The sequence below is a fragment of the Neptunomonas concharum genome, assembly GCF_008630635.1.
GTDB classification, from domain to species: Bacteria; Pseudomonadota; Gammaproteobacteria; order Pseudomonadales; family Balneatricaceae; genus Neptunomonas; species Neptunomonas concharum.
Window position 1 is genome coordinate 707,841 of record NZ_CP043869.1, and the last position, 23,449, is coordinate 731,289.

General features: G+C 46.6%; 24 protein-coding genes. 20 read left to right on the plus strand and 4 right to left on the minus strand.

The genetic code is table 11. The annotated features are described in order from the left end of the window. The first annotated feature begins 4 nt into the window (after positions 1–4). The 4 genes from F0U83_RS03360 to F0U83_RS03375 all read left to right on the plus strand — a co-directional run bounded on the left by F0U83_RS03360 (position 5) and on the right by F0U83_RS03375 (position 3,228). Positions 5–1,180, plus strand: coding sequence for a protein-glutamate methylesterase/protein-glutamine glutaminase (locus F0U83_RS03360; protein ID WP_138986522.1), 1,176 nt, complete (start codon positions 5–7; stop codon positions 1,178–1,180). An 82-nt stretch (positions 1,181–1,262) separates the two neighbouring features. After that, positions 1,263–2,036: a ParA family protein gene (locus F0U83_RS03365; protein WP_138986523.1), complete on the plus strand. Its 774-nt coding sequence runs from the start codon at positions 1,263–1,265 to the stop codon at positions 2,034–2,036. Positions 2,037–2,041: 5 nt separating this feature from the next. Further along, positions 2,042–2,767: a hypothetical protein gene (locus tag F0U83_RS17000; RefSeq protein WP_211354939.1), complete on the plus strand. Its 726-nt coding sequence runs from the start codon at positions 2,042–2,044 to the stop codon at positions 2,765–2,767. 65 nt (positions 2,768–2,832) lie between these two features. Beyond that, positions 2,833–3,228 carry a DUF2802 domain-containing protein gene (locus F0U83_RS03375; protein WP_246077627.1) on the plus strand — a complete coding sequence of 132 codons (396 nt, stop codon included), beginning with the start codon at positions 2,833–2,835 and terminating at the stop codon, positions 3,226–3,228. Here F0U83_RS03375 and F0U83_RS03380 read toward each other — a convergent pair whose 3' ends face one another. Next, positions 3,229–3,507, minus strand: a complete 279-nt coding sequence (locus tag F0U83_RS03380) for an EscU/YscU/HrcU family type III secretion system export apparatus switch protein (RefSeq protein WP_138986524.1) — start codon at positions 3,505–3,507, stop codon at positions 3,229–3,231. After that, positions 3,504–5,816 carry a flagellar hook-length control protein FliK gene (locus F0U83_RS03385; RefSeq protein WP_138986525.1) on the minus strand — a complete coding sequence of 771 codons (2,313 nt, stop codon included), beginning with the start codon at positions 5,814–5,816 and terminating at the stop codon, positions 3,504–3,506. Before F0U83_RS03385 ends, F0U83_RS03380 begins: the two co-directional genes overlap by 4 nt. A 23-nt stretch (positions 5,817–5,839) precedes the next feature. Between F0U83_RS03385 and ccmA the strand changes: the two genes are divergently transcribed. The 12 genes from ccmA (at position 5,840) to F0U83_RS03445 (ending at position 16,614) form a co-directional block, all read left to right on the plus strand. Continuing rightward, positions 5,840–6,475, plus strand: coding sequence for a cytochrome c biogenesis heme-transporting ATPase CcmA (gene ccmA / locus F0U83_RS03390; RefSeq protein WP_138986526.1), 636 nt, complete (start codon positions 5,840–5,842; stop codon positions 6,473–6,475). Beyond that, complete coding sequence (gene ccmB / locus F0U83_RS03395) at positions 6,475–7,182, plus strand: heme exporter protein CcmB (protein WP_138986527.1); 708 nt, start codon at positions 6,475–6,477, stop codon at positions 7,180–7,182. The genes ccmA and ccmB overlap by 1 nt, the downstream gene beginning before the upstream one ends. A gap of 6 nt (positions 7,183–7,188) precedes the next feature. Beyond that, positions 7,189–7,944 (plus strand): heme ABC transporter permease, encoded by a 756-nt coding sequence (locus F0U83_RS03400; protein ID WP_138986528.1) that lies wholly within the window; start codon positions 7,189–7,191, stop codon positions 7,942–7,944. 41 nt (positions 7,945–7,985) lie between these two features. After that, a complete protein-coding gene (gene ccmD, locus F0U83_RS03405) occupies positions 7,986–8,132 on the plus strand; it encodes a heme exporter protein CcmD (RefSeq protein ID WP_420813350.1) in 147 nt (48 codons plus the stop codon). Next, entirely contained in the window at positions 8,129–8,590 is a 462-nt protein-coding gene (gene ccmE, locus F0U83_RS03410; protein WP_138986530.1) for a cytochrome c maturation protein CcmE, read from the plus strand. The genes ccmD and ccmE overlap by 4 nt, the downstream gene beginning before the upstream one ends. Next, positions 8,587–10,542, plus strand: coding sequence for a heme lyase CcmF/NrfE family subunit (locus F0U83_RS03415; RefSeq protein WP_138986531.1), 1,956 nt, complete (start codon positions 8,587–8,589; stop codon positions 10,540–10,542). The genes ccmE and F0U83_RS03415 overlap by 4 nt, the downstream gene beginning before the upstream one ends. 9 nt (positions 10,543–10,551) lie before the next feature. Then, entirely contained in the window at positions 10,552–11,091 is a 540-nt protein-coding gene (locus tag F0U83_RS03420; RefSeq protein ID WP_138986532.1) for a DsbE family thiol:disulfide interchange protein, read from the plus strand. A gap of 3 nt (positions 11,092–11,094) precedes the next feature. Continuing rightward, the gene (locus F0U83_RS03425; protein WP_138986533.1) at positions 11,095–11,568 is read left to right on the plus strand and encodes a cytochrome c-type biogenesis protein; all 474 of its coding nucleotides are present in this window, start codon (positions 11,095–11,097) and stop codon (positions 11,566–11,568) included. Then, positions 11,565–12,821: a c-type cytochrome biogenesis protein CcmI gene (gene ccmI, locus F0U83_RS03430; protein WP_138986534.1), complete on the plus strand. Its 1,257-nt coding sequence runs from the start codon at positions 11,565–11,567 to the stop codon at positions 12,819–12,821. The genes F0U83_RS03425 and ccmI overlap by 4 nt, the downstream gene beginning before the upstream one ends. 64 nt (positions 12,822–12,885) lie before the next feature. Next, positions 12,886–14,301, plus strand: coding sequence for a cell division protein ZipA (gene zipA, locus F0U83_RS03435; RefSeq protein ID WP_138986535.1), 1,416 nt, complete (start codon positions 12,886–12,888; stop codon positions 14,299–14,301). A gap of 46 nt (positions 14,302–14,347) precedes the next feature. Further along, complete coding sequence (gene ligA, locus F0U83_RS03440; RefSeq protein ID WP_138986536.1) at positions 14,348–16,384, plus strand: NAD-dependent DNA ligase LigA; 2,037 nt, start codon at positions 14,348–14,350, stop codon at positions 16,382–16,384. Further along, the gene (locus F0U83_RS03445) at positions 16,381–16,614 is read left to right on the plus strand and encodes a YheU family protein (protein ID WP_138986537.1); all 234 of its coding nucleotides are present in this window, start codon (positions 16,381–16,383) and stop codon (positions 16,612–16,614) included. Before ligA ends, F0U83_RS03445 begins: the two co-directional genes overlap by 4 nt. On the opposite strand, the gene F0U83_RS03450 is transcribed toward F0U83_RS03445, so the two are convergent. After that, a complete protein-coding gene (locus F0U83_RS03450) occupies positions 16,576–17,217 on the minus strand; it encodes a CBS domain-containing protein (RefSeq protein WP_138986538.1) in 642 nt (213 codons plus the stop codon). The genes F0U83_RS03445 and F0U83_RS03450 overlap by 39 nt on opposite strands. A gap of 62 nt (positions 17,218–17,279) precedes the next feature. Then, positions 17,280–19,253, minus strand: coding sequence for a bifunctional tRNA (5-methylaminomethyl-2-thiouridine)(34)-methyltransferase MnmC2/FAD-dependent 5-carboxymethylaminomethyl-2-thiouridine(34) oxidoreductase MnmC1 (mnmC, locus tag F0U83_RS03455; RefSeq protein WP_138986539.1), 1,974 nt, complete (start codon positions 19,251–19,253; stop codon positions 17,280–17,282). A 141-nt stretch (positions 19,254–19,394) separates the two neighbouring features. Between mnmC and F0U83_RS03460 the strand changes: the two genes are divergently transcribed. The 4 genes from F0U83_RS03460 to gspG are packed head-to-tail and all read left to right on the plus strand — an operon-like array spanning position 19,395 to position 23,447. Continuing rightward, on the plus strand, positions 19,395–20,042 hold the full coding sequence (locus F0U83_RS03460; protein ID WP_138986540.1) for a CmcI family methyltransferase: 648 nt from the start codon (positions 19,395–19,397) through the stop codon (positions 20,040–20,042). A 7-nt stretch (positions 20,043–20,049) separates the two neighbouring features. Then, on the plus strand, positions 20,050–21,756 hold the full coding sequence (locus F0U83_RS03465; RefSeq protein WP_211343616.1) for a GspE/PulE family protein: 1,707 nt from the start codon (positions 20,050–20,052) through the stop codon (positions 21,754–21,756). Next, the gene (locus F0U83_RS03470) at positions 21,756–22,967 is read left to right on the plus strand and encodes a type II secretion system F family protein (protein WP_138986541.1); all 1,212 of its coding nucleotides are present in this window, start codon (positions 21,756–21,758) and stop codon (positions 22,965–22,967) included. The genes F0U83_RS03465 and F0U83_RS03470 overlap by 1 nt, the downstream gene beginning before the upstream one ends. A 51-nt stretch (positions 22,968–23,018) precedes the next feature. Beyond that, entirely contained in the window at positions 23,019–23,447 is a 429-nt protein-coding gene (gspG, locus tag F0U83_RS03475; RefSeq protein WP_246077629.1) for a type II secretion system major pseudopilin GspG, read from the plus strand. The last annotated feature ends 2 nt before the right edge of the window (positions 23,448–23,449 follow it).

The window sequence follows — 23,449 nt, forward strand, 5'->3', positions numbered from 1 at the left end:
ATTTATGCCGGTAAAAGTATTAATTGTTGATGACTCCGGCTTTTTTCGCCAAAGAATCACCGATATTTTATCCTCGGACAGTCGTTTAGAAGTAATCGGTGTTGCCTCCAATGGCCGCGAAGCTGTTGAACAGGCTAGAAAGTTAAAGCCTGATATCATAACCATGGATGTGGAGATGCCGCAGCTCAATGGTATTGAGGCCGTAAAGCTTATCATGCGGGATTCACCAACCAATGTGCTCATGTTGTCATCCCTAACCCATGAAGGTGCGCAAGTTACATTACAGGCTTTAGAAGCTGGTGCGGCTGACTATTTAACAAAAGATATTCGAGCTTGGATTGATAAATCAGATAGCTTGCATAACATTTTTGTGGAGCGCGTAGTTGCTTTGGGCCGTAATAAACGGTTTATCCGAAGCACGGCTTTTGCGCCTCGACCTCTGAAGTCAGGTCAGTCATCTACTGTTCATACGTTTAGTTCGGATAAAGGCGGTGCTGAGCCCTCTAGCCCTTCTAGATCTAATCAGAACTCCTTAACAAGCCGGTCACAACGGACAGATCCAGGCTTGTCGTCTTCCCTGAGGAATGCAAGACAAGCCCACTTTCCTGCACATTGTCGTTTGGTTGTAATAGGTTCTTCGACAGGAGGGCCTGCGGCACTTCAGAAAATATTAATGGAGCTTCCGGCTTCTTTTCCTTATCCAATTTTGCTCATACAGCATATGCCGAAGGCCTTTACGTCGGTTTTTGCGGCGAGGCTGGACCAGCAATGCAAAATCTCAGTGAAAGAAGCCGAAGATGGCGATAAATTATTACCAGGTCGAGCCTTGTTAGCACCGGGTGGACATCAATTAATCATTGAGAGCCGCTCACCTGATCGAGTAAAAATATTGCCGGGTGACGAGCGAGTTACCTACAGGCCCAGTGTGGATATTACCTATGCCTCCGTTGCAAAAGCTTTTGGTAACAAAGTGCTGGGTATTATTTTAACCGGTATGGGCGCGGACGGCGCGGACGGTGCTAAGTTATTAAAGAAAAGTGGTGCGGTTATGTGGGCTCAAAACGAAGAGAGTTGCACAATATATGGTATGCCGCAAGCAGTAGTGAAAGCCGGATTAGCTGATGATATTTTACACCTGAATGATATTGGCCCCTTATTGAAAAATAACGGGAAAATTTAGTGGCCATCTTGTTATATCGGCTAAACTACAATAAAAACAACAGTATCTATCAGGGCTGTCAGCGTTGTCGGATGAGCAAAGTATGCAAATATGGGCGATAGCAAACCAAAAAGGTGGTGTTGGTAAAACCACAACCGTTGTGACTTTAGCCGGACTTTTGGCTGAAGTTGGGTACAAGGTTTTACTGATTGATCTGGACCCTCATGGTTCGTTGACTAGCTATTTCAGTTATGAGCCTGATGAGCTTGACCATAGTGTTTACGACCTCTTTCAGACGGCAGGTGATGTTACTGAAAACCAAGTGAACTCTTTGCTTTGCTCTACGAATGTAGAACGGATTCAACTTCTGCCAGCATCTACAGCATTGGCAACGTTAGAGCGACGAGCAGTGGAGCATGAGGGTATGGGGCTCCAAGTAGCCAGAGCTTTGCGCCACCTAAAAGACCGTTATGATTACGTCTTGATCGATAGCCCCCCTGTATTGGGTGTGCTAATGGTTAATGCGCTTGCTGCTTGCCATCATCTGATCGTACCTGCACAGACTGAGTTTTTGGCGCTGAAAGGCCTCGAACGTATGATAAGAACGATCAGTATGATTAATCGAGCCCGCAAGAAAAAGCTCTCATACACCATTATTCCAACTTTTTATGATCGACGAACACAAGCATCCGTGAGCTGCCTACGAGAATTACACAAGCTTTATCCTGATGAATTGGCTAGTGCGGTCATACCCGTAGATACAAAATTCAGAAATGCCAGTATGAAAGGGGTAGTGCCTTCTGCGTTAGATGCTGGCAGCCGGGGCGTTCATGCTTATGCCCGATTGCTCCGTTCTCTCATAGAGCAGCGGAGGTAATCCTGATGTCAGATAAAAAGCAAGGTGCGCGACAGCAAAAAGTTGTTTTTGAGTATTTAGAAGCTCTGTTGTTCGATGAGGAGCTTGAGGATATTGATGCCTCCTTAGATAAGGAAGTTGCGGCTCAGGCAAAAAAAACTGATGTAGATGTTGTTGCGTATGACAATAACGAAAATACTTTAGAGCCAGAGCCAGAGCCAGAGCCAGAGCCAGAGCCAGAGCCAGAGCCAGAGCCAGAGCCAGAGCCAGAGCCAGAGCCAGAGCCAGAGCCAGAGCCAGAGCCAGAGCCAGAGCCAGAGCCAGCAAGTAGTATCAACTGTGTGCTAGTGGAGATTTACGGTCTAAAATTAGCATTACCTTTGGAATATATCGAAGGTACGCAGCATATTAATATGCTCACATTGCAGCTTGATAACTTACACGATTGGATCCTAGGCAGTTTTGGTAGCCCTTTAAGCCTTACGCAAATCGTCGATACGGCTGGTTTTCTGATTCCTGATCGATATGATGCAACTAAGTCTCACTATAAAGAAGTCGTTGTCTTGGCGGGGCGTCGTTGGGCGATATCATGTGATGAGTTAGTGAAATCTATTAAAGTGCCGAGTGCCCGTATCAATATCAATACAGATAAAAAGAGTCGCCCTTGGTTACTTGGTACTTACATGCCGGAACGGTGTGCGATTGTTGATATTCCTGAGTTATTGGAACAACTAGAACGGGCGTTTCAATAGCAACAAAAACTGTTAATCTGTATTATCCCTTCAAGGTTAACGGGTGTGAAGTGGCGGAATCTAGTGTGTGGTTAGTTTATTTTTTATCTGTAGTGGTCGCTGTATTTTCAGCGCTAAGTGTCTATATGTTTATTCGACAACGTAAGCATGAACGTCAATACAAGGCTTTGATCAACGTACTCCGAAATGAAATACGTTCAATGACCGGAGGCTCTATAGGCATGGGTAAGCGACTCGTTGATATAGAACAGAGATTGAGCATTACGGTTGAAAAACAGTTAGAGCTTGAAAATCGTGACCCCGGTGAATTGGCCTACAATCAAGCGGCGCGTCTTATGGAAATGGGTGCAGATGTTGATGATTTAGTCAAAAACTGCGGTATAGGTAGACCAGAAGCTGAATTGATGGCACTTTTGCATAAGGAATTGCACGCGCACCAAGGATTAGAACATAAGCATTGATTACTGGCTTTTTGGATTCTTCAAATTGTAAGCAAAGGCAATAACTTCGGCGATCGCTCTATATAATTCTTCGGGTATTTCATCACCCAATTCAAGTCTGATTAAGACCTCTAATAGCTCAGGACTTTGGTGAACCAGCACGTCATTCTCTTGCGCTAGTTGTAATATTTGTTTGGCAATATCCCCATGGCCTTTAGCGACAAGGGTAGGGGCGCTAGATTTGTTAGCGTCATACTTTAAGGCAACGGCTGATTCTGAGCTGTTTTCTGCTTTCTTCATGTTTTTATATCTATTAGCTGTTTTGATAGGGTCTGTTTATCGGCGTTTGATTTTCCTGTCCGACAGGCTAGCAAAGGGTTACTAAAGCCTGATTTTTCTAATTGGGTTTTGAAAGAGTCGAGTTGTTGGCGAACATGTGATGCTGTACTGGCTTCTTCACAAATAAAAGCGGTTGTTAGCGTTTGGTGTTGCTGATTCAATGATATATCGACATCAATAGCGCCTGCTTTTTTTAAATCAAAATGTAATTGTACATTCCAGATGGTTTCGTAGTGTCCCGCTGAATTTTTGCGTTGTGATTGGCCAATGCATAACTCTACATTTTCTAACTGACGTTCGTGTTTTATAGGGAGGTCAAGTTGGAAAATTCTATCTATATTTTCGCTCCTTTCTTGGCGAGGTTGAGCCGCTTGAAGTTGCTGTGAAGTGACTCGGGCTAATATCTTATCTACAACATGTAAAGTTGATTCACGTTGCAATGGAGGAAGTGAGTCCGCATTTTGCTTCAGCTTGCCAAGAAACTGTTTTAAATCTTGATGGACTGGCTGCTTCTTCGCTAAACGGCTTTCTGTAAAAAGCCCGCCGAATTGCACATTCTGTTTTACTTGCTCCCCTGACTCTTTAGCCCCAGGGCGTACACCAAAAAGCTGTAAAATAGACTGAATCAGCTTGTCGGTCTGCGGACTAGGATTTTGTGCAGAGAGTTGCAATAGATTCGTGAGTTGTTGGAGGTTATCGGCCATAGGTTGCTGTATGGGCAAGTTTTCTCGAAGAGTCGTTTGAACAAGGTCTTGCTGGGTACTCGTAAGAACCGGAATGTTCGCCTTAATTAAAGGAGCGGGGGTGTTTGTGGTAGGCAGGGACCAACGAATAAATATCTGTTCGGCGGTTCTTCCTACTTGTACTTCTTTAAGAGGCGGGAGGTTGGCTGGAGCCTTAAAACTGACGGTTTCACCCTTGATATTGAGTTGTAAATCTCCAGTTTTTCCGCCTGTGCTATAGGGCTGCGTTTGTGGAAAATGTTTTGGTAATACGGGCTGTTCAAGTGATTGTGTTGTAACTTGTCTTGACACTATATGCGCAGATGATGTCTGAACAGGTGCCGGTTTTGCTTGTACAGAGGGTGTTGTCTGAGCAGGCGCCGGTGCTGCTTGTGCAGAGGATGATATCTGAGCAGGTGTTGGTGTTGCTTGTGCAGAGGATGATGCCTGAACAGGTGTTGGTGTTGCTTGTGAAGAGGGTGTTGTCTGAGTAGGTGTTGCTTGTGCAGATGGTGTTGTCTGAGCAGGTGCTGGTGTTGCTTGTGCAGATGATGTTGTCTGAGCAGGCGCTGGTGTTGCTTGTGCGGGTGGTGTTGTCTGAGAAGGCGCCGGTGCTGCTTGTGCAGAGGATGATGTCTGAGCAGATGTTGGTGTTGCTTGTGAAGAGGGTGTTGTCTGAGCAGGCGCTGGTGTTGCTTGTGCAGATGGTGATGTTTGAGCAGGTGCTGGTGTTGCTTGTGCGGGTGGTGTTGTCTGAGAAGGCGCCGGTGCTGCTTGTGCAGAAGGTGATGTCTGAACAGGCGTAGGTGCTGCTTGTGCAGGTGGTGGTGTCTGAGCAGGCACTGGAGTTGCTTGCGCAGAGGGTGTTGCCTGAGCAGACGCTGGTGTTGCTTGTGAAGAGGGTGTTGCCTGAGCAGGTGCTGGTGTTACTTGAGCTGGTGGTGTTGTTTGTATAGAAATTGGAGGTGAGTTTTGAGTAATCACCAGTGCTGTTTGCAGCTGCCCTCTGGGAATAATTTGTTCCAAGCGATTAATCTCTGCTAGCGAGTCGTTACGAGGTACAACCGGAGCCTGAAAAGTCCTCGCAGGAATGGCAGGAGCGCCTGAAGAAGGTGCTTGAGTTGTCTTACTGCTGTTTTGTGAGGGTGCTTGTCCGGCTTGGTTCAAAAAAATACTGATGCGTCCCTCGATATTCCTTGAGAGAGTAACTTGGGTTCCTGTCGCTAAAGGCTGCGGAGTTTTTAGTTCCAATAAGGTGCTATTAGCTTCTAAGCGAACTCTAAATATTTTAGGGTCGAGTTGATCTTGCGCGACCTGCTTTACCGTGGCTTGAATCGTTGTTCCTGAAGGCAACGGAACGTCTTTGCCAGCACGTGTGGCACCGCTACTATCGACTAAAGTAATGGATTGCGCGTTTATTGGAATCATAGTCACATTTTTTACATGAGTTCTGATCAAGAGCAATGCCCATGAGCAGGTGAATTTGTATATAATGCTCTGCTTATAGATCGGCCGAAGCAAGACAAAATGAAGCTTCTCTTCCGACATCGATATTATCCTGAGGAAAATGTGTGTCAGAACCGCTATTGAAAGTTGTTGATCTCTACTGTGAGCGGGATGAGCGTGTTCTATTTGATGGCTTAAACTTTGAGTTGGCTGAAGGGCAATTAATTCAGATAGAAGGTGCTAATGGTAGCGGTAAAACAACATTATTGAGAATTCTGAGTGGTCTTTCTAGTCATTATGAAGGTGATATCTATTGGCAGGGAGAGGCGATCCGAGATGCGAAACACAGCTTCCTTGCCGCTCTTCTCTATTTTGGGCATCAGCCTGGTGTGAAAGGCATGTTGACGCCAATAGAAAATCTTCGATGGTATGCTGCAATCCATCCTTCATTAGACGAAGGGTCTATCAATTCTGCACTTGAGTCGGTTGGACTGAAAGGCTATGAGGATGTACCCTGCCACTCACTGTCTGCTGGGCAAAATCGCAGGGTAAGCTTGGCTCGCCTTTATATGAATCGAGCCCAATTATGGATACTAGATGAGCCTTTTACGGCAATCGATAAACGAGGCGTTGCTGCAAAAGAGGCGCTGTTGGCCGGTCATGTGTCCCAAGGTGGCAGTGTGATTTTAACAACACATCATGATCTGAGCGCATGTGGTCCTGTTACAAAGTTAAATCTTGATGAATTGATGGGAACTTGATGGCCGATTCGCGTACTAACACATCTGATAATTCGCTTGGAAAACAGTTTGCCGCGGTTTTTAAAAGAGACTTGCTCCTCTCTTTTCGGAGGAAGAGTGATCTAGCCAATCCATTGATTTTTTTTCTTATGGTAGCGACGCTTTTTCCTTTAGGGGTGAGTCCTGAGCCAAACTTCTTGGCAGAAGTTGCGCCAGGAGTGGTTTGGGTTGCTGCATTATTAGCAACGCTACTATCTCTTGATGGTTTGTTTCGCTCTGATTTTGATGATGGCACGCTTGAGCAAGTCATGTTAAGCCCACAACCGTTGATGGTTGTCTGTTTGGCTAAAGTAGCCGCCCACTGGGTGACAACAGGCTTACCACTAACCTTGATGTCGCCGCTATTAGGTTTAATGCTCTTTTTGCCTAGTGACGCGATGGTGGGGCTGATGGCGAGTTTGCTTATAGGGACTCCCACGCTAAGTTTGATAGGCGCAATAGGGGCGGGTTTGACTGTAGGGTTGAAAAAAGGAGGAGTACTGATCTCTTTATTGGTATTGCCCCTCTACATACCGGTGTTGATTTTTGGTTCCGGAGCGGTTCAGGCCGCATCTATTGGTTTGCCAGTAGTCGGTTATCTGGCATTGCTGGGTGCAATGTTGGCATTAGGGTTTGTATTAGCGCCGTTTGCAATCAGCGCTGCAGTAAGAATTTCGGTAAGTGGGTAGTAGCTAATGGCTGTAAGTAAATGGTTACCTCGTTGGTTTTTCCAACTGGCATCGCCGCGCTGGTGTTATGAAATTACAGGTAAATTGTTACCAGGTTTTCTAATAGCAGCTGTATTTCTATTGGGTGTTGGTATTGTGTGGGCACTGGGTTTTGCACCGCCGGATTACCAACAAGGGAATAGCTTTAGGATTATGTATTTGCACGTCCCCTCCGCGATACTTGCGCAATCTTGTTACATGTTAATGGCTATCGCTGGGGCTATCGGTCTGATTTGGAAAATGAAAGTGGCTGATATGGTGGCGTACTGTACAGCACCGATAGGGGCTTCTATGGCGGTAATTGCGTTAGCGACAGGAGCAATTTGGGGAAAACCAACTTGGGGTTCTTGGTGGGTATGGGATGCGCGCCTTACCTCAATGTTGATACTACTCTTCCTCTATTTTGGCGTTATGGCTCTATATGCCGCCATGGAGAGTGAGGCTTCCGCAGCGAAGGCAGCAGCCGTATTATCATTGGTGGGCTTGGTGAACATTCCTATTATCAAGTACTCGGTCGAATGGTGGAACACACTCCATCAGCCAGCTACGTTCACATTAACAGAGAAACCCGCCATGCCAGCGGAAATGTGGATGCCCTTGCTGGTGATGGTAATAGGTTTTTATTGTTTTTTCTCCGTCTCTTTAATGCTCCGTTTACGTAACGAAATCCTTCGTAGGGAGCGGCGTGCAGGTTGGGTAAAAGACCTGATTGTGCCTAAGTGAGGTTTGTTTTGCAGTTTGAATCTTTTTCCGAGTTTTTAAACATGGGTGGTCATGGGCTTTATGTTTGGTTGTCCTATGCCTTAGGCATAGCGATTATTAGCGCCAATTTAATATTGCCCGTCTTTAAGCGTAAAGAATTACTCAAAAATTTGGCTCGACGCCTTCGTAGGGAGAACAACGCACCATGAATCCAAAACGAAAACAGCGACTATTGTTAGTAATCTTTTTAGTAGCGGGTGTTTCGGTAGCAGTGGGCTTGGCTCTATACGCTTTGAATCAGAATATTAATCTTTTCTACTCGCCCACTCAGATTGCTGAGGGAGAAGCACCAAAAAACACACGAATCCGCGCTGGTGGGATGGTGGTAGAGGGCAGTGTTATCCGAGATCAGCAGAGTCTGCACGTTGCCTTTGATATGACGGATTATGCAAAAACGGTCACAGTCGAATACACGGGAATACTTCCTGATCTTTTCCGTGAAGGTCAGGGGATCGTTGCGCAAGGTGAGTTGGATAGTAATGGTGTGTTTCAGGCGGTAGAGGTTTTGGCCAAGCATGATGAAAACTACATGCCCCCTGAAGTTGCAGAAGCTTTGGAAGCTGCTGGGAAAATGCCAATGCCTGCAAAAGAGGTGTTCAATAAATGATACCGGAACTTGGTCAATTTTCCCTTATTCTTGCCTTATGCTTGTCTGTTGTACTGTCGATAGTGCCACTAGTCGGAGCCTATTCGAATAATACGTTATGGATGGGCTATGCTCGCCCTCTTTCCAAAGGCCTATTCTTATTCCTATGCATCAGCATGTTATGTCTAGGTTATGCTTTCTTGACGGATGATTTTTCGGTTGCTTATGTTGCAAGCAACTCTAATACGGCCTTACCTGTTTACTATAAGTTTAGTGCTATTTGGGGGGGGCATGAAGGTTCTCTGCTTCTTTGGGTGCTCATCTTGGCTGGTTGGACCTATGCTGTTGCTGTGAAAAGTAAAGGCTTACCTTTAGATATCGTAGCTAGAGTTTTAGCTGTGATGGGGATGATCAGTGTAGGCTTTACCATGTTTACGCTACTTACTTCCAGCCCATTCCAACGCTTATTGCCAAATTCACCTGTTGAAGGTGGGGATTTGAACCCGTTGCTACAAGATATAGGTCTGATTATTCATCCGCCTATGCTGTATATGGGGTATGTAGGCTTTTCTGTGGCTTTTGCCTTCGCTATTGCTGCACTGATGAGTGGGCGACTAGATGCTGCTTGGGCTCGCTGGTCGCGTCCGTGGACTAACGTTGCTTGGGCATTTTTGACCTTAGGTATTGCGCTAGGTAGTTGGTGGGCTTACTACGAGTTAGGCTGGGGAGGCTGGTGGTTCTGGGATCCAGTAGAAAATGCATCTTTTATGCCTTGGTTGGTGGGGACGGCATTAGTTCATAGTTTAGCAGTCACTGAAAAACGCGGCGTCTTTAAAAGCTGGACGGTTCTATTAGCTATTTTTGCTTTCTCGTTAAGCTTATTAGGAACGTTTTTGGTACGCTCTGGTGTACTCACCTCGGTACATGCATTCGCAACCGACCCCGAGCGTGGTTACTTTGTTTTAGCGTTACTCGCTATTACTATTGGTGGATCATTTTTGCTTTATGCAATTAAAGCTGCGCATGTAAAAAGCGAGTCGAGCTTTGACTTGGTGTCTCGAGAGAGCTTTTTACTAATTAACAACATTGTCTTAGTTGTGATCTGTATGATGGTGCTGCTTGGTACGCTCTATCCTCTAGTGATGGATGCGTTGTCACTTGGTAAAATCTCGGTTGGACCGCCATACTTCAATGCTTTATTCGTGCCGCTGACGGCTGTTTTGGTTTTGTTTATGGGAGTGGGTGCCATCGCTCGCTGGAAAAAAACAGAGCCGAACTACTTACTAAAACAGCTAGGTATTCCGGCAATAATCGCAGTCGCAGGTGGCTGTGCTTTACCGATGATATATGCTGGTGCCTTTAACTTAAATGTAGCGCTAGGCGGTGTCCTTGCTCTTTGGGTTGTGATTGCCGGTTTGAAAGATCTCTATAACAAAGTATGGAATCGCAGCAGTAAGGCGAAAGGTTTGAAGGGGTTATCGCGTAGTTACTATGCCATGGTGTTAGCACATGTTGGCGTCGCTGTTTCTGTGGTAGGTGTGGCAATGGTTTCTTTCTACAGTGAAGAGAGGGATCTACGTATGGCACCTGGCGATACACTTTCCTTTGAAAACTATACTTTCATATTTGAAGGTTCCCAGCATGTAGAAGGACCTAACTACACTTCTGATATGGGAATTTTACAAGTACTCAAAAATGGCGAGCCCTACTCAGTAATGCGCCCAGAAAAACGTTTATATACGGCGCGTGGCAATGTGATGACTGAGGCGGATATCGATCCTGGATTCTTTGGTGATTTGTATGTGGCACTAGGGGAACCTCTTGAAGGGGATGCCTGGGCTGTCAGAGTTCAATACAAGCCCTATGTCCGTTGGATTTGGTTGGGTGCTTTATTGATGACGGCAGGTGGCTTGCTGGCTGCCAGTGATCCCCGTTATCGAAAACAACTCATTCGTCAATCAGCTGTAGCTTAGGGTCGAGATATGCGCCGTTTTTTACTGTTTATACCGCTAGTTGTCTTTATCGCAATGGGAGGGCTTTTTTGGAAAGGCCTTCAGCTTGATCCCACGGAGCTGCCTTCGGCTCTATTGAATAAGCCTGTACCTGCTTTTAGCCTGCCTTCATTGCAGGATGAAAATAAGCTGTTAACCGAGAAGGACTTAAAAGGGAAGCCTGCATTACTGAATGTTTGGGCAACTTGGTGTCCTACATGTAAGCAGGAACATGCTCAGTTAAATCGTATTGCGCGAGAAGAGGGCGTTACTATTTATGGTATTAACTATAAAGATGAGCGCAGTGCTGCCCGAGAATGGTTACGGCGCTATATGGATCCTTATGTGGTAAATGTGTTTGATGAGAAAGGAACTTTAGGTTTGGATTTAGGTGTCTACGGTGCCCCAGAAACCTATGTTCTCGATGCAAACGGTGTTATTCGCTATAAGCATGTAGGAGCGGTTGATGAGAAAGTTTGGCTGCAACTGCGCGACGTTTTAAAACAAGTGTCTGAGGCGCCAAAGGGGTAAACGATGAGATTGTTGTATAGCCTGCTGATAGTGTTTTTTTCCCTGACGGCCCATGCTGCGATTGATACTTATGAGTTTAAGGATGACGAGTCGCGTAAACGTTTTCAGCAGCTGGTGGATGAGTTGAGATGTCCCAAGTGCCAAAACCAAAACCTAGCTGACTCTAATTCGCCTATTGCGGAAGATCTTCGCAGAGAGGTTTATCGAATGGTCGATAACGGAGAAGATGACGACACTATTGTAGATTTTATGGTGGCTCGTTATGGAGAGTTTGTTCTTTATCGCCCTCGTATGGCAGAAAACACTTGGGTCCTCTGGTATGGCCCCTTTGTATTACTCGCTGTAGGGTTTGTTGTTGTGCTTCTCATAACGAGAAAGCGTAAAGCGGCCGAAAATGAAACCAGTAGTATTGGTCGTTTAGATCAAGATCAGCAGTCGCGTTTAGCTTCGTTATTAGAGAAAGGGCCTAAGAAATGATACAACTATGGATCGGTATTGCGCTACTGACATGCTTGGCGCTGGCCTTCGTATTCCTACCTTTTATTCGTGCTAAGCGTGATGCTCTGGCTGTTACAGATGTTGATAGAAATGAAGAAAACATTGCCATCTTTAAAGAGCGTTTAAGTGAGCTGGAAGCAGAACGAGGCGCAGGTAATCTGCTAGATACGGAGTTTGAAGAGCTTAAATTAGAGCTTGAACGCAATTTGCTAGAAGATGCAACTGAGGCTGAGCAGCAGCTCCAGTCGGTTGCTGTTGGTTCCAAACAACTGCTTACTGTTGTGTTGATTGCCTTAATATTGCCGGTGCTGGCCTTTGGTCTCTACTTTAACTACGGGAATGCACCAGCTTTGCGGGCTTCACTGGAAAGTCCCAAAACACTCTTTGCTGATGGGCAGCAACCCACAGTAGATGAAGCGATCGGTATGCTGGAAGCGGAATTAGAGAAGCATCCTGAGAATGCAGAAGGCTGGTACATTTTGGCGACCACTTATATGAACCTCGGAGAGTTTGTTAAAGGTGCTAATAGTTTTGAGAAAGTGTTAGCACTGCTACCTACTGATGCACCGCAGTATGTAGGTGTGATGGGGCAATACGCTCAAGCGCTTTATTTCTCAAAAAGTGGCAAAATGGATGAGGAGGTTCGTCAGCAGATCCAGCGCACATTAGATATCGAGCCTCTGGAAGTAACAGCATTAGGCCTTTTAGGAATTGATGCATTTGAGCAAGGGATGCATGAAGATGCGATTGCTTTTTGGCAAAAAGCGCTAATGAACGCAGAGCCTCAGGCAGCAGAGTCATTAAAAACAGGAATCCGAAGAGCCATGCAAGAGCTGGCTCAAGCAGGAAAACCTGTGCCTGAAGTACCAGAATTGGCTGAAAGTGATGTTACCTTAGCGCTTAAAATAAGCCTTTCTGAAGCGTTGTTAGATAAAGTTTCTCCTGATCAGGCAGTATTTGTTTATGCACGGCCTATTGGCAGTCGCATGCCGGTTGCGGCGGTGAAGCTCTCGGTAGCTGATCTTCCGGCAGAGGTAACTTTGGATGACTCGATGGCCATGATGCCTCAGGCAAAACTATCTCTGCACCCCAATGTAGAAATTGGCGCACGCGTATCTATATCAGGCCAGCCGCAAGCCAGTACAGGGGATCTGGAGTCTGCTAACGTTCCAGTTGCCGTCGAAGAGGTAACAGGAGAAATATCGCTGGTTATAGATCGGATTGTCCAGTAGGTCGGTTCAGTTTATAGTAAATAGTATTAATAAGTTAAATCTTTCCTGGGGACGTGGTTAAACCATGGATATTGGCTTAAGAGAGTGGTTAATAATTGGAGGTATTCTCGTTATTGGCCTGATCATATTTGATGGCTGGCGTCGAATGAAGGGGCATCGTAGTACCCTGAAAATGGATATCGATCAAAAGTTCTCTGATATTGGTGACGATGACCATAATCCGGAGCTTCCTAACGGCGGCGCACGTGTTAAAACTTTAGAAGAGCTGCAGCGCGAAGCGGCCTACGCTAATAACAGTGTAAATGAACAGGCTCAAGCGAGTAGCGCAGCGCGTATCGATCCTAGCTTCGAGCATATGGATGAGATAGCCCTTTCGGATCGCCACGCCGAAATTATCGATACACACTACAGTGAGGTTGACGTTACGTCAGCGCATTATGGTGGTGGGGACGTTTCAGCAAACCCAGCTGAAGAGCTTGACCCACTGTTTGATGAAATCCCCGATTCGTTGTCGCCTGTTCGTGTAGCTGTACCCACTGGCTCCATTGAGGCGGAGGAAGCGCTAGCGGTGCACCCTCCTCAGCAAGCAGACGTTGTACTCTCTTCTCCAGAGCCAGAGCCAGAGCCAGAGCCAAGCAGAGAGCATGATTTTTCAGATTCGCAGGTGGCTCACGCCAGCTCACTAGATCTTGAGCAGCCGATCACGGCCTTAATGAGGCAGGTATCAGCACAAGCGGCGCTTCGTGAGGATAGCCGCAAGCAGGCACAGCAAGAAATGTTCTCTGAGCCACAAGCAAGTCCAGAGCCAGAAGCAAAATTTGAGCCTGAGCCTGTTGAAGTAATATCTGAACCTGTTGAGGAGCCGCAAGAAACGCTGGTAGATAGATTTGAAAATGAGCCTCAAGCGTTACCAGATACTCATATAACAGAGATTCCCGTTAAACAGAAAGAAGATATACCTGAACAGCCAGAACAAAACTCCCTGTTTGATGAGGTCTCTCTAGAGCAAGCTCGAACAGACCGGAAGGCAAGGGAAAGTGTTCCTGAACCCGAAGAGGTTTTGGTCATTACCGTTGTCGGTAAGCAGCAGCCTTTGGATGGACAGGCGCTATTGCAAGTCGTACTAGCGTGTGGTTTGCGTCACGGCGACATGAATTTATTCCATCGATTTGAAGAAGGAATCGATAAAGGTGCTGTCCAGTTCAGTATGGCTAATGCGGTTAATCCAGGCACATTTGATCTGGAGCGCATGAACGAACTGTCGACACCGGGGGTCAGCTTCTTTATGTCTATGAGTGAGCCAAAAGACCCTAAAAACGCTTTTGAGTGTATGTTAGCTACTGCTGAAACCGTTGCTAAACACTTAGGCGGGGATCTGCTTGACGAAAACCGCTCAGTGATGCGTCCGCAAACTAAGGCGCACTATCGTGAGCGCATTACAGAATATGAAATGCATAACCGCAGTCGCCGTCATCACTGACGGCTGCTTGACTTTCCTTATCTAATATTTTGAAAGCCTTAATCCTATGTCCGCCGACTCCTCCGTTATTCAGGAAGCTCAGCAGCTACGTGCTGATTTAAATCTTCATAACCATCGATATTATGTGTTGGATGAGCCAAGCATCCCTGATGCGGAGTATGATCGTCTATTTCAGCGTTTAAAAACGCTGGAAGAAGCGCATCCGGAATTAATTACTTCTGATTCGCCAACCCAACGAGTGGGAGGCTCGCCCATCAGTGGTTTTGGTGAAGTGGCTCACGAAATACCTATGTTGTCGTTGGATAATGTGTTTAACGAGGAAGAGTTAATCGATTTTGATCGCCGTGTCAGAGAACGTCTGGGTGTACAAGATAACGTAGAGTATGCCTGCGAGCCAAAACTAGACGGGATTGCCGTTAGCTTGCTCTACGAAAAGGGGCTTCTGGTGAGAGGGGCAACCCGTGGGGATGGTACAACTGGAGAGGATATTACGCATAATGTGCGTACTATCCCTTCTATTCCTTTGCGCTTGTTTGGTGATGCTATACCCGAACGATTAGAGGTTCGGGGCGAAATCTATATGCCTAAAGCTGGCTTTGCAGCGCTCAATAAGCGCGCAGAGTTGAGTGGTGAAAAGCGCTTTGTGAACCCTCGTAATGCAGCGGCGGGAAGCTTGCGGCAGTTGGATGCTCGAATTACGGCGACACGACCTTTAGAGATGTGTTGCTATGGGATTGGTGTCATTAGTGGTGGGGAATTGCTTCCTACGCATACAGATATGATGCAACAGTTGAGCCGCTGGGGGCTCAAAATCAATGGTGAACTGAAGGCCGCTACCGGAGAGCAGGGGTGTCTTGAGTATTATCAGTATATGGCTGAAAAACGCAATTCCCTCCCCTATGAGATAGATGGTCTGGTCTTTAAGGTTAATAAGTACTCACTACAACAAAGGTTAGGCTTTGTATCCCGCTTTCCGCGGTGGGCGATTGCGCATAAGTTTCCAGCTCAGGAAGAGATAACCCAAATTGAGAAAATCGAATTTCAAGTAGGGCGCACGGGGGCGGTGACGCCGGTCGCCAGATTAACGCCCGTCTTTGTAGGTGGCGTGACCGTCAGCAATGCGACTTTGCATAACATGGACGAAATTGAGCGGCTTGGGGTTCAAGTCGGAGATTATGTGATCATCCGTAGAGCTGGTGATGTTATCCCTCAGATCGTCAGTGTTGTGCTGGATAAGCGCCCAGACAGTACATCTTCTGTGGAAATGCCGGAGCACTGCCCTATTTGCAGTGCAGATATTGAGCGAATCGAAGGCGAAGCTGTTGCACGCTGCAGCGGAGGTTTGAGTTGTGCTGCACAACGAAAAGAGGCGCTTAGGCACTATGCATCCCGCAAAGCGATGGATATAGAGGGCTTAGGTGAAAAGCTGATTGACACCTTGGTTGATAAAGAATTACTCAACTCGATTACCGATATCTATCATCTTAAGCATGAAGATATTGCCAATTTAGAGCGTATGGGTGATAAATCTGCGAGCAACTTGCTATCTGCCATTGAGCAAAGTAAGCAAACTCTGTTTTCCCGTTTTATATATGCGTTGGGCATCAGGGAGGTTGGTGAAGCAACCGCTCGAAATTTAGCACTGTCGTTTGGCTTTATGGATTCTCTCATGCAGGCGGATGAGGAACAGCTTCAAGCGGTACCTGATGTCGGTAAAATCGTTGCTCATCATATCTATACGTTTTTTCGCCAACCCCATAATGTCGAAGTGATTGCTTCACTTCGCAAAGCGGGAGTTGTTTGGCCTGAAGAGGCGCCGGTAATTGCGGATGATTTGCCTCTTAAGGATAAAGTTTATGTGCTAACCGGAACGCTAGAAACGATGGGACGAGATGAGGCTAAAGAAAAATTGCAGGCGTTAGGCGCTAAAGTCACTGGTAGTGTTTCAAAGAAAACGGACTGTGTGGTCGCGGGCCCGGGTGCGGGTAGCAAGCTAGCCAAAGCTGAATCGTTAGGCATACCGGTACTAGATGAACAGGGTTTGATTGGCTTGCTAGAGAGCAACGGGATTGCTGTTTTATGATCATTCCAATGGATGCGCTATCAGATGAAGCGCTTAATGGGTTAATTGAAGAATTTGTTACTCGGGATGGCACCGATTACGGCGAGATAGAAACCTCTTTGGCTCATAAAGTCACACAAGTGAAAGCCCAACTTAAAAGAGGGGATGTCGTCATTTTATATAGTGAAACAAGAGGTGATGTGAATATCGTCTCACGCCCATCCCTCAATATGAGCGCCACTGATCAATAGCCGGAGTAGGTCGGAACGACACACGATGCCTAAGAGTTGCTCATTTTCATTGAAAACAGGAATCGCATTGATTTCGTACTCAATAAACGTTGCTGAGATGACAGCGACATCAGTATCAGGTAGTGCAGCAATAAGTTGTTTCGTGAAGAAATTAGCGATGCTCACCGGTGAATCTTTACCGTGTTCAATGATATCTGTACGAGAAATGATGCCAACCGGATGCTCTTGAGCATCAGTCACCATTAAATGGCTGATATGTAGCTCTTGCATGCGGCTCCATACGGTTTTAAAAGTCGCTTCTCGGCTGATGGTATGAACAGGGTGGGTCATGATTTGTGCAGCTTTTAGCCGCTTATGGTGAGCAAGCCTTTGATCGGGTTTTGTTGGACTATAAGTATCGGGTTGCGCTTCGTTATGGGGATTATTGGCGTCAGTGCCTAAGAAGTGACTAAAAGGCTCCCCGTCAGCATGCACTTGTTTCTCAACTCCCGCACTATCGTGAGCAGCCTTCGCTTGGGTCGTACTGTCTACCCCTCTCGCTGGGAATAAGGAACGAACCGGTGTTTTAATTCGGTTGCCATGATCGATAACAATCAGTGCCATATAGATCTCTCTTCTCGCAATACCCAAAATAGCGGCAGTATTCGGCAATCCTTTAGATAACCTTAACGGCCCCTGATTAAATCTTTAACTAAAAAACGCGCAGGGTGCAATGCATTTACTATATTTCTGGATATTGGCAGGGGTTCCCCTGAAATCAGGGATGCAAGATACTCTGATGCTAATGGCGCAGTAATTAGGCCTTTTGATCCATGGCCGGTATTTATATAGAGGTTGGAATGTAAAGGTGGCTCCATATTTTCAAATTTCCAGTTTTTATCATCTTTTAGTTTTGCGTAGCGTTGCAGATAAGCGTCTGCTTGTGGAGCTGGCCCAGCGATGGGGAGGTAGTCAGGTGTCGTGCAGCGAAATCCCACTTTGCCTTGCCAGGTGTCAGGTGTTGTTAGCTGGTTGGCTAAGTTTGGAAGCGCAGCGCTAAGCGTTGCTAAGTTTTTCGTATGGTCGCTTGGGCGGATGCCGGTTTCGGGGTCTCGTAAATCGAATGTCGCACCAAAGCTATACAAGCCCTCTTTTGAGGGGGAGATGTATCCATCCCCACAGACAACGGTTTTTAGTGTTGGCGTGGAGTTAGGCTCGGGAGCTATGGAAACCTGACCACGAATATTTTTAAGGGGGAGGTGTTGGAGGGGCTGGAATGAGGCCGCTTCTGATGCAGATGCCACAACAAGTGTGCTTGCTTGATATATGCTTCCTTTGCTATCTGTTACTTGCCACTCGCCAGAGGGGAGCTGTTTTATCTCGATGATATGACAGTGGGTCTGAAGGTCAATAAACGGACTCTGTATAAGTGCATCACAGACGCCTTTGGGATAGGCCCAGCCTGCTCGAGGAAACCATAGGGCTGGGTGTTTAATCAAGCTTCCTGCGATGTCGCTAGCCTCCTCTGCCGAGAGTAGCCTGACCGTTTCTGCGTCATAAAAACCGCTTTCCACGGTGGCTTTTTGGCGCTCGACCTCTTTAGGCTGCGTGGCTAACTGAAGCAATCCGCACTGTTCGGCAATAGAGCCGTCAAGGCATTGGTACATCTCTAGTAACCGGAGGCTGTACTCAAGCCCACAAAGGTGGAACTCTCCAGATAGGGTGGGTTGGATAGGTAGCTTGGCATATAGCGCCCCTTGGCGATTGCCCGAAGCTTCTTGGCAAATACCGTTGTTCTTTTCCAGCAGGGAAACGTTGATACCCCGTCGTGCAAGCGCTTCAGCCGTCGCGCATCCGGCTAATCCGGCGCCTATCACGATAGCTGTGTTTGGTTTTTGGTTTTTAGGTAGCTTAAACCAAGGTTGCACAGAGTAGTCAGATGTCGGAGGCAGTGTAGAAAAAGTGCCTGTTAGCATCTCCCTCTTTTTTCCGAATCCTTTAGCTTTGCGCATCTCGAATCCCACATCAGAGAGTCCTCGCCTTACAAAACCTGCTGATGTGAAGGTGGCGAGTGTGGAGGGTTTATCAGCACAACTTAAGCGACCTATTTCACGGAACAGCTCAGTGCTCCACATCTCAGGATTCTGACTGGGTGCAAATCCATCTAAAAACCAAGCATCTATCGAACTGTCGATTTGGCGAAAGCTGGTGGTCGCATCACCAATGCAGAGAGTGAGGTAGAACCGGCCATGGTCAAAGATGAATCGGTGCATCCCTTTAACAACCGGCGGATACTGTGATAATAACTGGTCGGAAAAATGTTTGAGTTCAGGGAGTAGTTCGAGTGACTTTTGGAGGTCCTTGCGGCTCAGGGGGTAGAGCTCTGTGGATATAAAGTGAAGTTGCGAGGGTTGAGCCGGATGGAGCTTGCTGAGTAATGTTAGTGTCGTCAGTAGATTGGAGCCTGTGCCAAATCCTGTTTCCGCAATGATGAAGTTTGTGCTTGATACTTTAGCAAAGCGTTCTGTGAGCCGGTTGCCATCAATAAAAACGTGTTGGGTTTCTGCCATGCCGTCGTGCTGACTGAAGTAGATATCGCAGAAACTTTCAGAGAAGGGCTTTCCGTCTTGCCAGCGAATGGAGGCATGTTTAGGCTGCATAGGGCGCTTGTTAACCGTTGTGATTTAAAGGTGAGTTGGTGCTATCTATCATACCTTATTGTAGAGATATATAGTCCTTGTTACATCGTGTTATACTCTGCGCCTATTTAAGTTCGGTGTTGATAATTGTTTGAGGTGAAGATGCCAAGCGAAGCAGATGTAAAGGAAGCCTATCACCAGTGGTACTACAACAGTGAAGTTTGGCAAGAGGTAAAGTTTTTAGGTGTCCCTTGTTATAAATCTGTTTCTGATATGTGGAATTATCAAGAGATACTGGCAGAGCTAAAGCCCTCTTTGATTGTGGAGTTCGGTACACGTTTTGGCGGTTCTGCTCTGTTCTTTAGTGTTATGGGACGTGCTGTCAATCCGGATCTTAAAGTGCTGAGTGTAGATATTTCCCATGAGGATGTGTATCCGCAGGTATTGTTGGACTCAGCTATTCAGCTGGCCACAGGCTCCTCGTCCGATCCAGTTATTGCTGCTCGTATTGCTAAAATGCGTGCACTATTTCCCGGGAAAGTGTTCTTTATTCTGGATAGTGACCACACAAAATCTCACGTTTTAGCTGAACTTGAATTGCTGAGAATAGTCATACAGTCCGGTGATTATGTGATTGTTGAAGATGGAAATATCAATGGCCACCCCGTGTTACCAGGTTGGGGAGAAGGTCCTTACGAGGCTGTAGAAGAGTACTTTGCTCGTTACCCTGATGATTATACGATTGAAACAGAGAGAGAGGGTAAGTTTGGTTTTACCTTTGCCCCCAAAGGTTTTCTAAGGAAAAACTAGCCGACTTATGAGCAATCTTGTCCAACTCGGTGAGCTACTTGTCTCACAGAAAAAAATCAGCACTAGGGACTTAGAGCGTGCGCTTATCGCCCAGCAAGAAATGGGTGATATGCTGGGCCAGGTTTTGGTTAAGCTGGGGCTCGTTTCTGAGCAAGATATTTGCTCAGCCTTGAGCGAGCAGATGTCTATCCGATTTTTACCTCTGGCGGCTTACCCTGAAGAGCCAATAATTATAGAAGGGTTGTCGCAGGATTTTCTATTTAGCAACAATGTTGTGCCTGTATCTAAAACCGAAACAGGTATCTGTTTTGCGGCCAGTGTTCCTCAAGATGCTTATGTTAATAAAGCATTGCGTATTGCTTTGGGTTGTCCTGTTGAATTGTGTATAGGCCTTGATGCTGACATCTCCTCTGCATTGCAGAAGTATTTACAGGTTGCTGATGATGCAGTTGAGAGCGACGAAGTCGTATCGGATAGCTTCGCCGGAGATGATGAGTTTATCGAGCATCTGAAAGACTTGGCCAGCGAAGCACCGGTGATTCGATTGGTTAATCAGATTATTCATAAAGCGTTGGATCTAGGTGCTTCCGATATACATATTGAGCCATTCGATGATGGTCTTCACCTGCGCTACCGTGTGGATGGGGTAATTCATGAAGTGCCAGACCCTCCGCAGCTCAGTTTAGCTCCTGCTATTGCTTCTCGTATCAAGCTACTGGCTCATCTGAATATTGCTGAGCGTCGCCTTCCTCAGGATGGGCGCATTATGACGAGGGTGAAAGGTCATGAGCTGGACCTTAGGGTGTCGACGATACCTACCGTCCACGGTGAAAGCATTGTTATGCGTGTCTTGGATCGTCAAAGTATTCAACTAAGCCTTGATAAGATGGGATTCAGCCAAGATACCTTATCCCGCTATCGTGAGCTATTGGATCGCCCCCATGGTGTTTTGCTCGTTACAGGACCCACCGGCTCGGGTAAAACGACAACGCTTTATGCCTCGCTAGCTGCGATGGACTCGCAATCGTTAAAGATAGTAACGGTTGAGGATCCTGTTGAGTACCAGCTCAGAGGAATTAACCAGATTCAGGTGCAGTCGCAGATCGATCTGACGTTTGGTAAAGCGCTACGCTCAATTCTCCGTCAGGACCCTGACATTATTATGATCGGTGAAATGAGGGACACTGAGACGGCGCAAATTGGCGTACAGTCTGCTCTAACCGGACATTTAGTCTTATCGACACTGCATACTAATACAGCAGCCGGTGCAATTACACGCCTTGAAGATATGGGCATCGAACGCTATTTGATAACCTCTTCTGTTAACGGTGTGCTCGCACAGCGCTTGCTTCGAAAGCTTTGCCAAAAATGCCGGATCCCTGTTGAATTGACGGCAGAGGTGATCGAAACATCAGGGCTGGGCCGCTTTATGCAGTCTGGCCAAACGGTTTACCGTAGCTGCGGTTGTTCTGAATGCCAGGGAAGTGGTTACGCTGGTCGTACATCCATTCATGAACTTTTTGTCATGGATAGTGATATGCACAAAGCAATTTTAAGTGGCTCTGATGCAACAACGCTTCACACGGTGGCCAGACGAAATGGCATGATTACACTGTATGAAGATGGTCTGCGAAAAGTGGCACAGGGTGTGACTTCTCTTGAAGAGGTGATACGCGTGACCCAAGATCAAGGTTCAGAGGATGTTGTCGCCTAATGGCCGAGTTCTTTTATCGAGCAGCCAAGCGAGATGGCTCCCTTACAGAGGGTGTGCTTACCGCTGATAGTAAAGCGTTGGCGCTACGCCAGCTTAAGCTGCAAGGCTTAACACTGCTTAAGCTGGATGAAATGGGTGATGGATCACGGCAGGGTAAAAGTCAGGCTCAGCAAGCATCCTTAGCGCGAAACGAGGTGTTGTCAGTCACTAATGAACTCGCTGTTTTGCTCCGTGCAGGGTTACCTATTGATCGGGCTTTGAAAATCCTAATCGAAATGAGCGCTTCGCCTAATCAGATCCGAGTGCTTACGTCGATTCTTGAAACCGTTAAAAGTGGTAAAGGTCTTAGTCAGGCTCTGGCGCCTTATGAGTCTACCTTTGGGTACTTTTATATCAATATGATTAGGGCGGGTGAGGCCAGCGGGCAATTAGGTGATGTATTAACGCGCTTGGCTGCCTATTTGGAGAATGCGAAAGAGATTCGAAGTAGTGTTGTATCAGCGTTGGTGTACCCGGCTATTCTGCTGGTGGTAGCAACGCTCTCTATTTTCTTAATGCTTGGTTTTGTGGTTCCCCAATTTGAGACGTTGTTTTCTGATATGGGGGATGCATTGCCTACCTTAACCCGTGGTGTGATTGATGCAGGTAATGCTGTTAAGTCCTATGGTTGGGTGATGCTGATTGTTGTATTTATCATCGGGTTTATGATTCGTCAGTGGGCTAGTAGTGATAGAGGCGCGCTAAAAAAAGATCAATTTATTCTCAGTTTGCCCATTGTGGGGAGTGTCGCTTTTAAATATGAAATGGCAAAGTTTTCTCGTACTTTGGGAACCTTACTAGGAAATGGTGTGTCTTTGTTGTCTGCCTTGTCGATCGCTATAGGTGCTGTGGGTAATCGGCAGGTCAAAGCATCATTGAGCGTTCTCGAGCCTGCGGTGAAACAGGGAGAGCGAATGTCTCTCGCGTTACAAAAGACGGAGGCGTTCACCCCTATGGTTGTTCAAATGATCAGGGTGGGAGAAGAGTCTGGTAGCTTGGATAACATGATGCTAGAGCTAGCGAAGGTTTATGACAACGAAGTGCAGTCAGGAGTTAAACGAGGGCTGACGTTGTTAGAGCCTATGTTGATACTTGGGATGGGCGGAGCAATAGCGGTGATTATTATCGCCATTTTAATGGGCATTCTATCGGTGAATGATCTGGCAGTATAATGTCGGCTGAGAAAGCTATTTTAATTAAAAGTGTAAAGTTGAGGGTTGATTGTGCCAACACGTTATAAAAAAAATCGATTTGAGCAAGGTATCACACTTGTCGAAATGTTGGTTGTGCTGGCCATTATCGGTCTGCTGGCGGGGCTGGTGGGGCCTGCTGTATTGAATCAATTAGGTGGGGCAAAGTCGAAAACGGCCAGTGTGCAAATTAAAGACTTTGAACAGAGCTTAGAGATATTTAAGCTCGACGTAGGACGTTTTCCGAGCACAGAAGAAGGGTTGGCTGCTTTAGTGGAAAAGCCATCGAATGTGGTTGGCTGGAATGGTCCTTACCTGAAATCAGGTGTACCACAAGATCCTTGGAAAAAGCCCTATCAGTACAAAATGCCAGGCGATCATGGAGAATATGACATCTTCACTTACGGACAGGACGGTGTTCCTGGCGGTGATGGTGAGAATGCAGACATAGGTAGCTGGTAATA

Bases quoted from the DNA above. Each gene is read 5' to 3' on its own strand.
- F0U83_RS03460 (WP_138986540.1), top strand. From the start codon at position 19,395: ATGCCAAGCGAAGCAGATGTAAAGGAAGCCTATCACCAGTGGTACTAC.
- F0U83_RS03465 (WP_211343616.1), top strand. From the start codon at position 20,050: ATGAGCAATCTTGTCCAACTCGGTGAGCTACTTGTCTCACAGAAAAAA.
- mnmC (WP_138986539.1), bottom strand. From the start codon at position 19,253: ATGCAGCCTAAACATGCCTCCATTCGCTGGCAAGACGGAAAGCCCTTC.
- ccmI (WP_138986534.1), top strand. From the start codon at position 11,565: ATGATACAACTATGGATCGGTATTGCGCTACTGACATGCTTGGCGCTG.
- ccmE (WP_138986530.1), top strand. From the start codon at position 8,129: ATGAATCCAAAACGAAAACAGCGACTATTGTTAGTAATCTTTTTAGTA.
- F0U83_RS03415 (WP_138986531.1), top strand. From the start codon at position 8,587: ATGATACCGGAACTTGGTCAATTTTCCCTTATTCTTGCCTTATGCTTG.
- ccmD (WP_420813350.1), top strand. From the start codon at position 7,986: ATGGGTGGTCATGGGCTTTATGTTTGGTTGTCCTATGCCTTAGGCATA.
- F0U83_RS03380 (WP_138986524.1), bottom strand. From the start codon at position 3,507: ATGAAGAAAGCAGAAAACAGCTCAGAATCAGCCGTTGCCTTAAAGTAT.
- F0U83_RS03450 (WP_138986538.1), bottom strand. From the start codon at position 17,217: ATGGCACTGATTGTTATCGATCATGGCAACCGAATTAAAACACCGGTT.
- F0U83_RS03470 (WP_138986541.1), top strand. From the start codon at position 21,756: ATGGCCGAGTTCTTTTATCGAGCAGCCAAGCGAGATGGCTCCCTTACA.
- ligA (WP_138986536.1), top strand. From the start codon at position 14,348: ATGTCCGCCGACTCCTCCGTTATTCAGGAAGCTCAGCAGCTACGTGCT.
- F0U83_RS03360 (WP_138986522.1), top strand. From the start codon at position 5: ATGCCGGTAAAAGTATTAATTGTTGATGACTCCGGCTTTTTTCGCCAA.
- F0U83_RS03385 (WP_138986525.1), bottom strand. From the start codon at position 5,816: ATGTCGGAAGAGAAGCTTCATTTTGTCTTGCTTCGGCCGATCTATAAG.
- F0U83_RS03445 (WP_138986537.1), top strand. From the start codon at position 16,381: ATGATCATTCCAATGGATGCGCTATCAGATGAAGCGCTTAATGGGTTA.
- F0U83_RS03420 (WP_138986532.1), top strand. From the start codon at position 10,552: ATGCGCCGTTTTTTACTGTTTATACCGCTAGTTGTCTTTATCGCAATG.
- F0U83_RS03425 (WP_138986533.1), top strand. From the start codon at position 11,095: ATGAGATTGTTGTATAGCCTGCTGATAGTGTTTTTTTCCCTGACGGCC.
- ccmB (WP_138986527.1), top strand. From the start codon at position 6,475: ATGGCCGATTCGCGTACTAACACATCTGATAATTCGCTTGGAAAACAG.
- F0U83_RS03400 (WP_138986528.1), top strand. From the start codon at position 7,189: ATGGCTGTAAGTAAATGGTTACCTCGTTGGTTTTTCCAACTGGCATCG.
- zipA (WP_138986535.1), top strand. From the start codon at position 12,886: ATGGATATTGGCTTAAGAGAGTGGTTAATAATTGGAGGTATTCTCGTT.
- F0U83_RS03365 (WP_138986523.1), top strand. From the start codon at position 1,263: ATGCAAATATGGGCGATAGCAAACCAAAAAGGTGGTGTTGGTAAAACC.
- F0U83_RS17000 (WP_211354939.1), top strand. From the start codon at position 2,042: ATGTCAGATAAAAAGCAAGGTGCGCGACAGCAAAAAGTTGTTTTTGAG.